This window comes from Deinococcus cellulosilyticus NBRC 106333 = KACC 11606 (assembly GCF_007990775.1).
Taxonomy (GTDB): Bacteria; Deinococcota; Deinococci; order Deinococcales; family Deinococcaceae; genus Deinococcus_C; species Deinococcus_C cellulosilyticus.
In genome coordinates this window covers 15,215-28,334 of the sequence record NZ_BJXB01000006.1, presented here as the reverse complement: position 1 = coordinate 28,334, position 13,120 = coordinate 15,215, and the positions used below count along the sequence as shown (strand labels likewise).

Sequence of the window (13,120 nt, the reverse complement as noted above, 5' to 3'; positions counted from 1 at the left end):
CTCAACCGCATCCTTTCACTTTGCTGCTCGGCACAGACACCAGCAGGCGGTCTGGAGTGTCCGGCGTGCTCGGAGTCAGGTCTTCGAGAGGTACAGGGTCGCCCACACTGATGGACAGGGCGGCCAGCAGCGGAAACTCGTCTTCCTGCAGATTCACGGTCTGGGTGGAGAGGTGGGGGTTGCCCAGCTCTCCAAGGAACACATCCTGCGCGAATTCCACAGATGGGACGCGGTTCACTGTTGCCAGAAGTTCCATCGCGCGCACAGGCTTTTTGAGAGACCATTCGGCCTGGGTTTGAGAGGGCAAGGGAGACAGGAAAGCCTTCAGGGCAGCTTTCACATCGTCTTGCACCTGGGAGAAAGCGACGCCAGGACGGGGTTCCAGCCCGATGGACACCAGAATGGAGCGGTATCTGGGAGGATGCACCACCACCTCTGTGGTCACCAGACGCCTTTCGTCCAGATGCCTGCACACGGCTTGCAGAAAAATGGAGTCTGGAACAGGTGCATCCGGGTGTGCAGGATCATGTTGGGGCACCACCAGCAGACGCACCGTTCCCTCTTCTTTCTGGGAGAGCAGTTCAACACGCCCGACTTCTATTCCCGGAATGCTGCAGGTCAGGGTTTTGAAGTCCTCTGCAGTCACCAGACGCTGGCCATGCTGAAACAGTTGTGGGATGCGTTTTTCCGCGTCCTGTACTTTCTCTGCATCTGCACCGCCCCAGGTCGGGTAACTGTGCAGCACTTTGACTTTCGGGTGTTCGATGCTGGTGATGGCTTTTTCACCGAGGTTGCCTTTTGCACCCACCGAATAGGCGTAATCGGCCCGGATCTGGGCCTGCACGGGTGGACGGGTGCCGCGAAGTCCATCCCCGAAGCGGATCTCACCGGATTCTGCATCCAGCACGTAAACCCGGCTCTGCTGCTCGTAAACTTTGCGAACCGTGGGAGGAAGGGAAGGATCGGGCAGGATCACCTCCGGTGCGGCCTCATGCAGGTCACTGACCCGCGTCCAGGTTTCGGTCTCGGTTCCAACCCGCACATGCACTGCCACAGATTCTGGAAGAACTGGAGCGCGGGACAGGCGCACCATCTGGTCGGGCTCTCCGGTCCCATCGGGCAGGATTTCGGAGTACACCCATTCTTCCTGGGTGACTTTCAGGGCATTCACCTGCAGGGCAGACAGCTGAAATTCACTCCCCTGCAGGTTGATCCGCAGCCAGCCCAGCAGTTTTTCCCTGAGCTGGGTGTCCTCAAGGTCAGGGGGCATCAGACCCACCCCGGCCTCCAGGGGGTCCAGGTCGTTCCAGTCCGTTTCGAATGCTGGCAGTTTGATTTCCAGGGTGAAGGGGGCCGCCACACTGTCCTGCAGCAGCCTCGCAGGAAGGGTCTTGAAGGTGAGCTGGTCTTTCTGGAAGGCAGGGACATCCACCGTGAAGGGCAACTGGTCCCGTTTCTGGTTCACCATCACCTTTTTCAGTTCATAAGAGGGCACCACCCCGAGGGTGAGGGTTTCACCAGTGTGTTTCTTCAGGAAGGTTTCACGGGTGTCCTTTGAACCCTCGGGCAGAAAAAGTCCCAGCCAGACAGCCCCATCTGCACTGTCCTTCGGGCCCACTTTTGAGAGCAGGTCATCAAGGATTGGGGTCACCTGATACAGCATCAGTTCCCGATCTGGATAGGACGCGTACAGGTCCTGATAAGCCTGCATCAGTGCACTGTCGGCGACAATGGGCTGTTTGTAGAACACCCTCCCCACTAAAGGCAGGACTTTGAGGGCATGGGTGGCCCGGAAGGGAATGCTGCCTGCACGGAGCAGGGTTTCCTGGCGCACCTGTTCAAGCTGGTCGGATTTCAGGGCCACAAGGCCTGAAGCTGCTTTCGCTTCCTGCAGGCCCACCCCGAGCAGGGACAGGAACTTCATGCGGTTGCGTTCCGGAATCAGGTTTGCCCGGTAGAGCAGGGTTTCGGTCATGAAGGCAAAGAGTTCCAGCAGGGTCACTCCCGGGTCTGCCTTCGAGAAGTTGGTCCACTCGGGGTTGTGCACCGGGATGCGAGCCAGGGCCTCCTGGACCAGATCGGCGTACTTGCGGTCCTCGATCACCGGGGGTTTGATGGGCATCAGGCACCTCCGAGTTGCATGCCAAAGCGGGTGTCTGACACGGCTCCGGTGGCCACCAGGCGGTACTGGAGCTGCACCACCACTGCCGTTTCATCTGCGGGATCGGTGAAGACCGTCACCTCCTGCACCTCAATGCGCTTTTCCCACTGCTTTAAGGCCTGCTCCACTTTCGAGGCAATCAGGTGGTGGGTGGCCGGGGTGTTGGGTTCAAAGAGCAGGCGTTCAAGTCCAGCCCCGAATTCGGGGGCACGCAGGCGTTCAGAAACCTCGGTGCGCAGAATGATTTCGATGTTCTGCAGGATGTTCTCTGTTCCCGAAGAGTAAACAAAGCGCCCCTCTTTGATTTCAGGGGGAAATTTCAGTCCAGTGCCTAAAAGTGTGTCACGCATGATTCACCTCTTGATGGGAAAGCAGAGCCTGAAGAATGGAAGCCACCAGAAAACAATGTTCAGCACCACCACGAACACCAGCAGCAAAATGAGGGCCACCAGGGTGATGATCGGAATCGAAAACGAGCAGATCAGGCCCAGATTGAATTCCACAGCCTGCTCCAGTTTTCCTTCCATCACTTTCGGGGTGACCTGCTGGATTTTCTTGCGCAGGTCGCTGCTCATTTCGATGGACACGTTGCGGCGGTATTTGCGCAGACCCCGGATGCTGACATCAGAGGGCATGGTGATGTGGATGGGTCTTGCAGGGGCATCTGGATCAAAATAAGGGGCGATGGTGAATGGCAAACTGGGCTCAGAGAGCAGGTGGGGCCGGAAACGACAGTAGGGTCTGTGGTAGTACATCCGTACCACAAAACTGTCCTTGCTGTTCAGGCGAGAATCCCGCACTGGAACATCGGGGAGAGACAGGGGGGCATAATCCACCTTTGGGGGAACCGCATTGAAGAAAGCAAAGAGTGCAGACCCGGAAGCTTCAGACGAGACAGTGTTGTTGGTCCTCAGGTTCAGATTGGTGTGGTTGGTGGGGTCAAAATTCCCTGCCTTGTGCTGAACGCGCACCTGCTTCAGGGCGTCCCAGAAGGTGGGTCCTCCTGAGGTTTTGAGGGACACCAGCAACTGATACAGGGGTTTGAGTTTGTCATTGTCTGCTGGCACTGTCCCTTTGTCGATCAGGGTCAATGCTGAAGGCAGATACCTGGAAAACCAGTCCAGAAAATCAAAGAAAAAGAAGGCACTGGCTTCCAGATCTGCAGGACTTGGCTGTTTCTCCCGGAAATTCAGGAGGGCCTGCTGCAGTTGTTCTTTGAATTGCTGGGTGGCAGGGTACTTTGGGGCACCCTCTAGGGTGTTTGCGTATTGCTGGGTTTCTGCTGCCAGATCTGACCCGGCAGGACGCAAAGCCTGAGACACAAAAGTGTCCCTGCTGGAGGTGGGAACCAGTCCAGCCCAGATCCTGCGCTGCTGGTCTCCTGTGCCGCAAACCACTGGAAAAAGGCCCTGCAGGTCTTCCTGCTCATTGGGTTTCTGCAGGTCTGCCACCACCCATCCCTGGCCTTTGACCCAGGCGTATTCGGTGTTGCTGACGAGGCGACGCACCACGAAAGCCACCTGTTCACCCTTTTCCGGGTGGGTCTGGCGCTCTGGCAAGGTGACACCAGAGCACACCAGGCTGGCCGCAACCAGAGCAAAGTCTCCATGCACTGGCTGGAAGAGTTTCTGACCTGCGGTTTTCACCCGGTGCTGGTCGAGGTCCTGGGGTTTTTGCAGGGCCGTCTGGATCAGGGTGTCCATGAACGCATCATCATGAAAGACCAGAACGGATGGGCGCTTCATGGTGTTCTGGGTCTGGGTGGGCCAGGTGGGAGACGGGCTCACCCACTGGGTCATGAACTGGGTCTGGCCGATCAATGCGTGGGCGGAAATCATCTGGCTCTGCATGAGGTCACCAGATGTTCCCTGCGCCCGGGGTGTAGGACGCACTGACCACGCTGTTGGTGATCACGGTGTTGGCCTGCACCACACCACTGAATTTGCTCATCCCTGCATTGACTGTGAGCATCCCGGCTGAAACCTCCACGCTGGAGGCCGTCACGGTCACTTTCGCTGCAGCATTCACCGTGATTCCGGAAGGGTCGAGCTTCACGCTGTTGCCATTGGAATCCCGCACCTCCACATTCCCCGGTCCATCTTTGAGCTTCACACTCTGGCCTCCCGGGGTCTGAATCAGGATTTCCTCCTGGCCAGAGCGTTCGGTGAATTGGATCTCCATGCCACTCCTGGTTTTCAGGACCTTGACCTCGTTTTGACCCGTCACCCGTGCAGGAGGGCTGTCCTGACCGTTCCACAGGCAGCCGATCACATACGGTCTGGAGGGATCTCCTGCCTCGAAGGTCACCAGCACCTCATCGTCCACTTCAGGAATGAAAAAAGAGCCCTTGGAGGGGCCTCCAATCAGGGTGGACAGTCTGGCCCAGGCTTCCTCTGTGCCCGAAGTGGCCCACGGGTAGCGCACCCGCACCCGTCCCTGCCCATCCGGGTCGTTGTTGTCGGTGACCAGCGCAGGATAGACCCCGTACAGGCGTTCCATCAGAACCCCCCTCCGAAGTCAGGCCTCTGGGCGGTGAATTCAAAGCGGGCACCATACAGGGAGTCAAATCGGAAGCAGGTGGAGGTCACACTGTACGTCCCGGAAAAGCCCTCTCCAGCGGCTTGCAGGTCGATTTTGTTGCCCACTTTCAATTTCGGATCGGGATCGGTCACTCCGTGCAGGGTGACAAAACTGCGGGCCACCCTGCGGTACTCGGCCTGGGCCTGGGTTCTCGCTGTCGTGGCGTTGATCTGGATGGGCAGTGCCAGTGACTTCACCCGGTTCAGGCCCAGGGCCTGCAGGATGCTGGCGGCACTGTCTGCCTGAAGTTCTGCCCCCAGAGCGGAATCCCCTGCGCTTTCTTTCACGCCCTGTTTTCCGGTCACATCCCAGCCATGCACCTCCACCCCTGTCACCTGGTTGGCAAGGTCCGCCGTGATGGTGAGGTCCCGCACGTTTGTCCCGACTTTGAGGGTGAGGGTCTGTGGGGAACGGCGATCCCGCGTCTGAAAATACAGTTTTCCTGCACTGAACATGATTTCGGCTCCGGTCTGCAACGCAAGGTCCCGCAGGAACCCTAGGTCGGTCTGCTCCAGTTGCATGATCAGGGGACGGGTGTCAGTTGCGGCATCCACCTGGGCCTGCAAACCATTTTGTCGGGCGATTTGCTGCACCACATCGGTGATGGACATGTGTTCGAAGGTGCGGGTTTTCTTCTGCACCCGCAGGTCCTTCAGGGCGTCTTCTGCAAGGAAGGTGAGTTCTGGCCCCGCTCCTTCTGGAAAACCTGCTTCAAGTGCACTGACCCTGCCTTCAAACAGCACCGTATCCTGCAGTTTCACCTGCACCAGGGTCTGGAAGTATACATCCTGCTTTCTGAAGAGAAAGCCCAGTTGACCCTGGCGGTTCCCCCAGTTGCTGAAGGTGGCCTCCAGACGGCACAGGCCTTCCAGGGAATCCTCAATGCGAAGTTCAAGGAGGTTCTCCCTGAACAACACACTGTCCTGCCCATTCAGGATCAGGCTGGGTCGGGCGACCATGAGGGTCATTTCTGGCCCCCGTCCACCCTGAGGCGTTCCCGGCGGGACTGCTCTTTGCGCAGGGCTCTGAGGAGGTCTTTTGCAGCGTCCTGCCTGGGTTCTGTGCCCTCTGCAGAGCGGGTGCTGGCATCTGGTGCGCTGTGCACCTGAAAATCGTTGATCTGCACACTCATCCGTCCACCTGCTTCCTGAGGGAGAAATCAATCAATTGACCCGGTTTGAGCTGCCGGGGGTTTTCGATGTTGTTGCCCCGTGCAACGCTCTGCCAGTCGTCTCCCATTCCTTGCTGATCGGCCATCTGGGGCAGGTTTCCCCCTTTTCTGGCCGGGGTCTGCGGGGTGGTTCCGGCAGGTTTCCCACCAGGCTTTGCCTGCCCTGCGCCAGCAGGATTGCTGGCAATCTGAAATTGAATCTCCTGTTGTGTGAGGCCCACCGTCAGGCTTGCCCTCAGGGGGAAGCCATCGTGGGAAAAAAAGTCCAGGTTCTCCTCCAGCGACTCCATGATGCCGTCGAACTGGAAGCTTCCCCAGTGAAAACGCACTTTCGGAGGAGCAAATTTGCCTCTGTCCTTGCCTTCTTTGATTTCCTGGGGAGTGATGAAGTGGGCCACTTTGCGGGTGAGCCGCCGCACGTCCCGTGTGCCAGAATTCGGTTCTCCTTTGCCCTGTGCGGTGCTGTCCAGCGAAGTCGAGAGTTCCCCGGTCACATCGAAGTAAAGCGTGAGGGCAAGTTTGGTGCTGCCCTTGCCCACGAACTGGGGACTGTTCTGCTTGCCACCCTGGTCCTGGTTTGCCACCTGGTTGGCGAAGGTGACTTTGAGGGTTTCAGGATTGAACTGCACCTCAATCCGGGTGTCTGGTTTCTCGTGGCTCTGGGCATCAAGTTCGATCATGTAGGCCCGGGCCAGTTGCTGCAGTTCAGGCATAACGCACCTCCATCCGCTCGAAGAGCACCCCGAGTTCCTCGATGGCAATCACACCGTCTCGGGCATTGAGGGCCGGAGCCTTGAGTTTCACGGGCAGGGCACGGGTGAGGGTGAAACGCACCGCCTCCTCACGGGCCGCCGAGAGCATCACCACATCGATGCTGGCCCTGAGACCCGGGCTGGACACCGACTGGTCAAACCACTTCCAGAGGTCAAAGCCCCGGGTCATGCCCCTTTTCAGGGTCACCTGACCGTAACTGACCCCTCCAGGGAGGCGCAGGTGGGTGCTGTTGTTGCCCCCCTCCCGGATGCTCTTGACCTCGCGGGTGACCTCCAGGCCATCGCACTCACTGAAAGACGCCTCACACAGGGGATGGCTGCTCTCTGGCAGTCTGATTTCCACCCGAAAATTGAAAGTCTGAAACATCTGCATGGTCACTCCTGAAGCCTCAGCCCGTCTTCCACCTGCACGAGGGTGACGGTCAGGTGGGTCATGGGGACACTGGGGTTCACCCGGATCTCAAACATCACGGTGCCTTCAGGACCCGTGAGCACACGAACCTGATACGATTCCTGCGGGGTGCGTCCCCGGAAGGCCCCTCTGCGAAAAAGGATTTCCAGTGCATCTTCGATCTGGCGTTGCATGCCTGCCCTGGACTGTGGGGTGTTGGGTTCAAAGACAAACGTGCTGCCCAGCCGTTCCAGGTAGCGCCTGAGCAGGTGAAGCAGCAACCTCACGTTCTGGTGGGGCTCCTGAAGGCTGAGGGTCAGGGCACTGAGGTTCAGAATGCCTGCCGGAGGGCTGAAGATCACATTGACCCTGGCCTCCTGCAGGACCAGCCTCTGGGGGTCCCTGAAGTTCTGCATCACCTCGGTCACTTCCCTGAAAGGTTGATTCGCTGCAGCAACCCAGCTACCCCGGTTCAGGGCCTGAGAAGCCAAGCGCCCGAGCACAGGACCATCGGGTGGGAGCAGCGATGCCCCGAACTTCAATTGGGGTGCATAAAGGCTGCCGTATCTGGTCACCCCCTCAGGCAGGTTTTTTCGCAGCAATGCTGCATGCCGCACCAGAGACCCGAAAGCCGTTTCAGGCACGGAAAGCACTGCCAGGGTGTCTGCCCGGTACGCACAGGCCAGAAGCATGGCCTGCTGTAAAGCTGCCAGCTCAGTGCGTGGGACATTTTTGCGCCTGAATGCCTTGCGCACCTTGCTGACCCGCACCCTCACCGTGTTGCTGAAGGAGGTCAACTCTGGAGCAACACAAGAGGCCACCACCTGCAGGTCAAAAAATCCAACCCCAAGCTGTTCTGGTGTCAGGGTGAGGGTGCCATTCACCTGCAAGGGGAACTCCTGCACCTCACTGTCCGTCCGAACCCGCAACACATGCTGGACAATGCCCACGGCCTGAAGCAATTTCGAAGCCCTGAAGGTGACGACCAGATCCTCATGCTCCTGATGGACCTGCAAATGGGGTTCCGTCAGGACCGGAGTGTGCTTCACTTCACAGGCGTCAAAAGCCCCGGGAGGCACCACAGGATCAGGCAGCACTTCTGGAGCAGGGGCAGGAGGGGTGACCACACTCACCTGAAACACTTCCCGGTGCACCCACCCGTGATGTACGGCATCTGGCGCACTGATGAAAGCCACATCAGGCAATTCCAGCAAGGCATGAATCCCCCGAAAACCCACATGGGGTGTACTGGACCTCAACCTCCAGCTGTCCACCTGAAGTCCCAGCATCCGCACGTTGGCCGCGTCCAGTCGGGCATCCCTGAAAACCCCCAGGTCAAAGGACCACTGAGCACCCCGCTCTTCATGGGTCACGGGTTGCGGATTCACCCGCAGGACGTAACACTGCCGCCCGCCATTCTCGAAGAACGCCCGGACCGTTCCAGCCAGCAACATGTGCACAGCCTTCCCATCCTCGGGGTCCCAGCACAACACCTGGGGTTCACCAAAGACCGCAGTGAACTGCACCATGTCCTGCACCAACACAGGAACAAAGCCCCCCTGGCGGGCGAACCCCACAAACAGCGGAATGTCCATTCTGGGCAGAAAGTCTGTGGTCCTCGGAGGCAGGGCTTCCACCCTGACGGCAGGCAGGCGGCGGATCATCACTCACCTCACTCCACGGTCACCCGTTCATAGGCGATGACCATCTCCTCCATCGCCACATCCGTTCCCTTGGCATTCAGTGGCCCAAACGTCAGCTTGATGATGCGCGCATTGCTGAGGTTCCAGGCCATCACCTTCTCCCGACTGGCACTCAGGAGTTCAATGGTCACCAGTTTCAGGGGCTCTCCTGTTCCCGAACGCACCTCATCCATCCACTTGTAAAGCTCTTTTGCTCCGGTCACCCCACGCTTCAGGGTGATGTCGGTGGCCTTGTTCAGTCCAGTCAGCTTGCGAACGTTGTTTTCCAGCTCGTTGCCATTGCGATATTCGGCCACGGTCACTTCCGTCCCGATGCCACTGACCTCCTGAAACCCGGCCTCCACACCGCCGAAAGACACCCGAAAATTGAATTGCATGAACGGTCTGGCATTCTTGTTGTCTGGCATTTCTGTCCTCTCAGGTGGGCGAGCATCAGCCCGGCCCTGCATGTCATCTGGTGTTGCTGGGGTGGGCGAGCCGTCGGCCCGCCCCTACATCTGCCTTCTTCTTGACCCTGACTACGTGCTTGCGGGACGGCCCGCGTCGCACTGGGTCGCTGCCTTCTGCCTTCTGCTTTTCGCCCTCGGCTCTCGGCTCTCAGCCCTCGGCTTATTAACCCTTCCGGTCCGCCGTCCACTGCCCGATGCGGAAAATCACGAACTCTGCGGGTTTCACGGGGGCCACGCCCACCAGGCACACCAGGCGGCCATTGTCCAGGTCGTTCTGGGTCATGGTGCTGCGGTCGCAGCGCACGAAGTAGGCCCGTTCTGGTTTTTCGCCCAGCAGGGCTCCGCTCTGCCATTCGTTCAGCAGGAAGTCCTCGATGGTGCGGCGCACGTTGTCCCACAACTGGCTTCCGTTGGGTTCAAAGACCGCCCACTGCATGCCGCGTTCGATGGAGCGTTCCAGGTAGGCGAAGTAGCGGCGGATGTTCACGTATTTCCATTCGCTGTCGCTGGAGAGGGTCCTGGCACCCCACACCCGGTTCCCACGGCCCTCAAAGAAGCGCAGGCAATTGATGCCCTCGGGGTTGAGGACCTCCTGCTGGGCTTTGTGGATGTTGAACTCGAATCCCAGGGCCCCTGAGACGATTTCGTTGGCAGGGGCTTTGAAGACTGCACGTTCGATGTCGTTTCTGGCGTAGATTCCAGCAACGAATCCGCTGGGGGGCAGCAGGATCTCCTTTTTGCTGATGGGGTCCAGAATCCGCACCCAGGGGTAGTACAGGGCCGCGTGACTGGTGTCGTACACGCTGCGCATGGTGCGGACATCACTGATGCCCATGCCGTCTCCTGAGTCCAGCACAGCGATGCGGTAGCGCATCTTCTGGCAGTGGGCAATCAGCAGGTTCTGGATGGACTGGGCATTCTGGGTGTTGCTGGCGTATCCCCGGGTGATGCCAGGGGCAGCCACAATGGAGATGTCTTCGAGCGCCTCAAACTGTTTCAGGCCTGTGCGGGTGTTGAGGGCAAGGTCTTCTTTGCCTTCAAATTCCGTGGGAGTGGGTGGGGCACCGTCGTTGCCGCCGGTCATGGCGTGGGTTTGCAGAATGCCTTTCAGCAGTTTGTCCGCCAGGGTGAGGCCCTGGTTTTTCTCGACTTCACTGAGGTGCTGGGCCGAGGTGGAAAACACACCTGTAAAGAGGCCACTGGCTTTGACGGCTTCCAGTCCATGCTGAATGACCAGCGGATAGCGGATTGCACTCTGGGGGTTGTCCAGCCTCTGTTTGAACACCCGTGTGATGGCACTGTCATCTGCAGGGTTGAAGGAGAGAGCAGACCATGCCCCGACCAGTGCCCCTTCTGGGCTGAGCACTTCCAGGTTGAGGGTCAGCTTTCGTGCAACATAACCCTTGCTGCCATCCAGATCATGGGTTTTGCTGTCGGTGCCGTCCAGTGCGGTGAGGACCACATCAGACCCCACACTTTTCACCATGTAGACCTTGCTGAAATTCTGGGTGGTGGCTCGGTCTTCATCCAGCAGGATCAGGTCTCCAACAGACACTCCGGTCAGGTTGGGAAATTCGTATTCTTTGGGCTTGTCTCCGTCTTTGGGGTCGGGAAAAATGGCTTTCTTTTTGCCTGCAATCAGGTTTGCTCCGCCCTGAAGCACAAAACGCACCTGAAAATTCCCGTAAGACCCTGGAAAGCGGGAACGGAGGAGCAGGGTGTTCTGGACCTTGATGGTCTGCTCTTTGGGCACATCGGCGGGTTTGGCATACTGGGTTTCGTCGTAGATCCCTGCGAGGGGCACTGCAGCAGCACCTGAGAGCCACAGTCGGGCATGACCGTCCTCGTAGAAGGTGTACGCCGAGTTCCCAGGATCTGCAAAACTTCCAACCCGTGCATCCTTGTTGACCTCAGACTGGGCGGTGGCTGTGGGGGCAGTGTAGGTTCCAGTGGAATTCAGGGGCCGGAAAGTCCGGGACACATACAGCCTGCTCCCCCCTTCCAGAAAGAACGCCCGCACCCCCTGCCACAGGTCATGAATGGCGGCTTTCGGTGCAGTTTTGGTGCTGAAGACCAGAGGCTCCCCTGTCCCGTAGATGCGCTCAAACTCTCCCAGGGACGTGATGAGTTCAGGTTCCAGGTCAATGGGACCGAATCGGGAGGCACCGATGAATCCGGTGGTGGTGGTGCTCACTCCCTCGATAGACTTCGAACGGAAGGATGTCTCTTCAATGAATACGCCTGGGGCCAGATACTCGGGCATGGTTCCTCCTTGTGCAGGGTGCGGGTGGTTTCAAGTCAGACGGTTCAGACCTGCAGGAAACTGCTTCCTGCAGAGCGAAGAATCAGGGGCTGTCCATAAGAAACAGTGGTGGGGATGACGGTCACATCGGCCAGCGTGGCCCCCAGGGCTCCGGTGAGCTCAGGAATCAGGTTGTCTTTCTGGGTGATGTCCCATCCCACCTGAACCTTCACGGCGTAAGCCTGCTCCAGCAGACCTTTGGACGCCTGGGGGAGGTAGGCAGGCAGAGGAACCGACAGGTAGACCTCACCCTTGTGGTCGGCCAGACCTGTGGCACTGACCGCTTTGCCATTTGCACCCAGGGTGACCCTCACCACTGCCCAGGGCATGGGGTCCAGGGTCTGGGTGCGCAGGCTGGCATGGACCTTGACGCCGTGTGCAACGGGATACGCTGGAGCAGGAAACAGTGGAAGATACTCCTTCCCTGAGCCTCCATCAAACAGTCCTTTGAAGGGCAGGCTGAGGTTGAGGGCATAAGGCAGGTACCTTCCAAGGGGATCTTCCACCGTCAGGACATGCATCATTGGGCTGGAAAAATGGGTAGCCTCATTGCCGGTCAGGCGGGGCGGCAGGTGATAGACCCCGGAAAGGTTGCTGGTCAGCCTCCTTTTCAGGTGGGGAAAACCTGCAGGGTGGACCGTCACCTGCAACCCCTCCCCCACAAAAGCACCGACGATGCTGTCGAAGAAACGCATCCCCAGATCGGAAATCCGAACGTTCACTTCCACGTTTCAAACCTCCAGTCCTGCACCTGCACTTCAGGGTGGGTTTCGATCTGCCGGGTGGATTCCAGGCTGACCGCGCGGGCCACACAGGACACCCCTGCGTCCAGCCGGGTCTTGTTCACCTCGAAGGCAGCCACGTAATCCGACATGGAAGGAGCTTCCAGATGAATCTCCACAAACTCATCTGGAGCAAAAACCGTTCCGAGCGCCCCGGCATTCAGGAAACCCGCAGGCAGCACGGGGTGGTCGTCCAGGGTCCGGTAGATCCAGCCCAGAAATTCGTAGTGGACTGCAGCGCTTTTCAGCACCGGAAGCAGCACAAAGTGGATGTCCACAGGCAGGCTCGGGTAATACCTTTTGCCACTGGGACGGTCTTCCGGGAGGCGGTTTCGGGTGGAAAGGTTCGGGACCACCCTCGGAATGAACACCAGCAGGGTTCCCGGGCTGATGGCGGTGCTCCCGGCGATGTCCTGCCCTCGGGTGAGTTGCACCGTCAGGGAGGTCACCACCGGATGGTTCGGGTGGTCCTGCTTGAATTGCTGGTCAAAAAGCCGCTTGATGGCATCTGCCACGGCAGCGATGGCAAGCGAGCTAGCCATGCTTCACCCGCAGGATCAGACGCCTGAGCTGGGCTTTGAGCTCGGTGAAGTTGTGAATCTTGAGGTGGGTTTCGGTGGTGACCTCCGACAGGTTGCCGTAAATCCGCACACCCAGAGGCCGGTCTTCGACCCACAGGCGCACCAGAAACACCATGCGTTTTCTCTGCATATTCACCTCGTGGTTGCATGGTAAATGCAGCGTGATCCAGCAGCGTTCCACATTCGTTCCAGAATCGTTCCGACATCTGCCAGATGTGGACTTCTGT

The 13,120-nt window shown here is 58.7% G+C and carries 14 protein-coding genes; all 14 read right to left on the bottom strand.

The window, feature by feature from the left end:
- Window position 1: 1 nt before the first annotated feature.
- Window positions 2-2,122, bottom strand: a complete 2,121-nt coding sequence (locus DC3_RS08075) for a putative baseplate assembly protein (protein ID WP_146883838.1) — start codon at window positions 2,120-2,122, stop codon at window positions 2-4.
- Window positions 2,122-2,511 carry a GPW/gp25 family protein gene (locus DC3_RS08070; protein WP_146883836.1) on the bottom strand — a complete coding sequence of 130 codons (390 nt, stop codon included), beginning with the start codon at window positions 2,509-2,511 and terminating at the stop codon, window positions 2,122-2,124. The genes DC3_RS08075 and DC3_RS08070 overlap by 1 nt, the downstream gene beginning before the upstream one ends.
- A 3-nt stretch (window positions 2,512-2,514) precedes the next feature.
- Window positions 2,515-4,011, bottom strand: coding sequence for a hypothetical protein (locus DC3_RS08065; protein ID WP_146883834.1), 1,497 nt, complete (start codon window positions 4,009-4,011; stop codon window positions 2,515-2,517).
- 4 nt (window positions 4,012-4,015) lie between these two features.
- Window positions 4,016-4,660: a phage baseplate assembly protein V gene (locus DC3_RS08060; protein WP_146883832.1), complete on the bottom strand. Its 645-nt coding sequence runs from the start codon at window positions 4,658-4,660 to the stop codon at window positions 4,016-4,018.
- Window positions 4,660-5,709, bottom strand: a complete 1,050-nt coding sequence (locus DC3_RS08055) for a phage late control D family protein (RefSeq protein ID WP_146883830.1) — start codon at window positions 5,707-5,709, stop codon at window positions 4,660-4,662. Before DC3_RS08055 ends, DC3_RS08060 begins: the two co-directional genes overlap by 1 nt.
- Window positions 5,706-5,873: a hypothetical protein gene (locus DC3_RS29065; protein ID WP_186815911.1), complete on the bottom strand. Its 168-nt coding sequence runs from the start codon at window positions 5,871-5,873 to the stop codon at window positions 5,706-5,708. Before DC3_RS29065 ends, DC3_RS08055 begins: the two co-directional genes overlap by 4 nt.
- Entirely contained in the window at window positions 5,870-6,625 is a 756-nt protein-coding gene (locus tag DC3_RS08050) for a CIS tube protein (RefSeq protein WP_222594722.1), read from the bottom strand. Before DC3_RS08050 ends, DC3_RS29065 begins: the two co-directional genes overlap by 4 nt.
- Entirely contained in the window at window positions 6,618-7,058 is a 441-nt protein-coding gene (locus tag DC3_RS08045; protein WP_146883828.1) for a phage tail protein, read from the bottom strand. Before DC3_RS08045 ends, DC3_RS08050 begins: the two co-directional genes overlap by 8 nt.
- Before the next feature lie 2 nt (window positions 7,059-7,060).
- A complete protein-coding gene (locus DC3_RS08040) occupies window positions 7,061-8,740 on the bottom strand; it encodes a hypothetical protein (protein WP_146883826.1) in 1,680 nt (559 codons plus the stop codon).
- A gap of 8 nt (window positions 8,741-8,748) precedes the next feature.
- Complete coding sequence (locus tag DC3_RS08035) at window positions 8,749-9,186, bottom strand: phage tail protein (RefSeq protein ID WP_146883824.1); 438 nt, start codon at window positions 9,184-9,186, stop codon at window positions 8,749-8,751.
- A 205-nt stretch (window positions 9,187-9,391) separates the two neighbouring features.
- Entirely contained in the window at window positions 9,392-11,491 is a 2,100-nt protein-coding gene (locus DC3_RS08030) for a phage tail sheath family protein (RefSeq protein WP_146883822.1), read from the bottom strand.
- A 44-nt stretch (window positions 11,492-11,535) separates the two neighbouring features.
- The gene (locus DC3_RS08025) at window positions 11,536-12,258 is read right to left on the bottom strand and encodes a hypothetical protein (protein WP_146883820.1); all 723 of its coding nucleotides are present in this window, start codon (window positions 12,256-12,258) and stop codon (window positions 11,536-11,538) included.
- Window positions 12,249-12,854 (bottom strand): Pvc16 family protein, encoded by a 606-nt coding sequence (locus DC3_RS08020; protein ID WP_146883818.1) that lies wholly within the window; start codon window positions 12,852-12,854, stop codon window positions 12,249-12,251. The genes DC3_RS08025 and DC3_RS08020 overlap by 10 nt, the downstream gene beginning before the upstream one ends.
- Window positions 12,847-13,023, bottom strand: a complete 177-nt coding sequence (locus tag DC3_RS29060; RefSeq protein WP_186815910.1) for a hypothetical protein — start codon at window positions 13,021-13,023, stop codon at window positions 12,847-12,849. Before DC3_RS29060 ends, DC3_RS08020 begins: the two co-directional genes overlap by 8 nt.
- Window positions 13,024-13,120: the final 97 nt, after the last annotated feature.

Coding starts and splice junctions, on each gene's coding strand:
- DC3_RS08075 (WP_146883838.1), bottom strand. CDS start 2,122: ATGCCCATCAAACCCCCGGTGATCGAGGACCGCAAGTACGCCGATCTG.
- DC3_RS08070 (WP_146883836.1), bottom strand. CDS start 2,511: ATGCGTGACACACTTTTAGGCACTGGACTGAAATTTCCCCCTGAAATC.
- DC3_RS08065 (WP_146883834.1), bottom strand. CDS start 4,011: ATGCAGAGCCAGATGATTTCCGCCCACGCATTGATCGGCCAGACCCAG.
- DC3_RS08060 (WP_146883832.1), bottom strand. CDS start 4,660: ATGGAACGCCTGTACGGGGTCTATCCTGCGCTGGTCACCGACAACAAC.
- DC3_RS08055 (WP_146883830.1), bottom strand. CDS start 5,709: ATGACCCTCATGGTCGCCCGACCCAGCCTGATCCTGAATGGGCAGGAC.
- DC3_RS29065 (WP_186815911.1), bottom strand. CDS start 5,873: ATGAGTGTGCAGATCAACGATTTTCAGGTGCACAGCGCACCAGATGCC.
- DC3_RS08050 (WP_222594722.1), bottom strand. CDS start 6,625: ATGCCTGAACTGCAGCAACTGGCCCGGGCCTACATGATCGAACTTGAT.
- DC3_RS08045 (WP_146883828.1), bottom strand. CDS start 7,058: ATGCAGATGTTTCAGACTTTCAATTTTCGGGTGGAAATCAGACTGCCA.
- DC3_RS08040 (WP_146883826.1), bottom strand. CDS start 8,740: ATGATCCGCCGCCTGCCTGCCGTCAGGGTGGAAGCCCTGCCTCCGAGG.
- DC3_RS08035 (WP_146883824.1), bottom strand. CDS start 9,186: ATGCCAGACAACAAGAATGCCAGACCGTTCATGCAATTCAATTTTCGG.
- DC3_RS08030 (WP_146883822.1), bottom strand. CDS start 11,491: ATGCCCGAGTATCTGGCCCCAGGCGTATTCATTGAAGAGACATCCTTC.
- DC3_RS08020 (WP_146883818.1), bottom strand. CDS start 12,854: ATGGCTAGCTCGCTTGCCATCGCTGCCGTGGCAGATGCCATCAAGCGG.
- DC3_RS29060 (WP_186815910.1), bottom strand. CDS start 13,023: ATGCAGAGAAAACGCATGGTGTTTCTGGTGCGCCTGTGGGTCGAAGAC.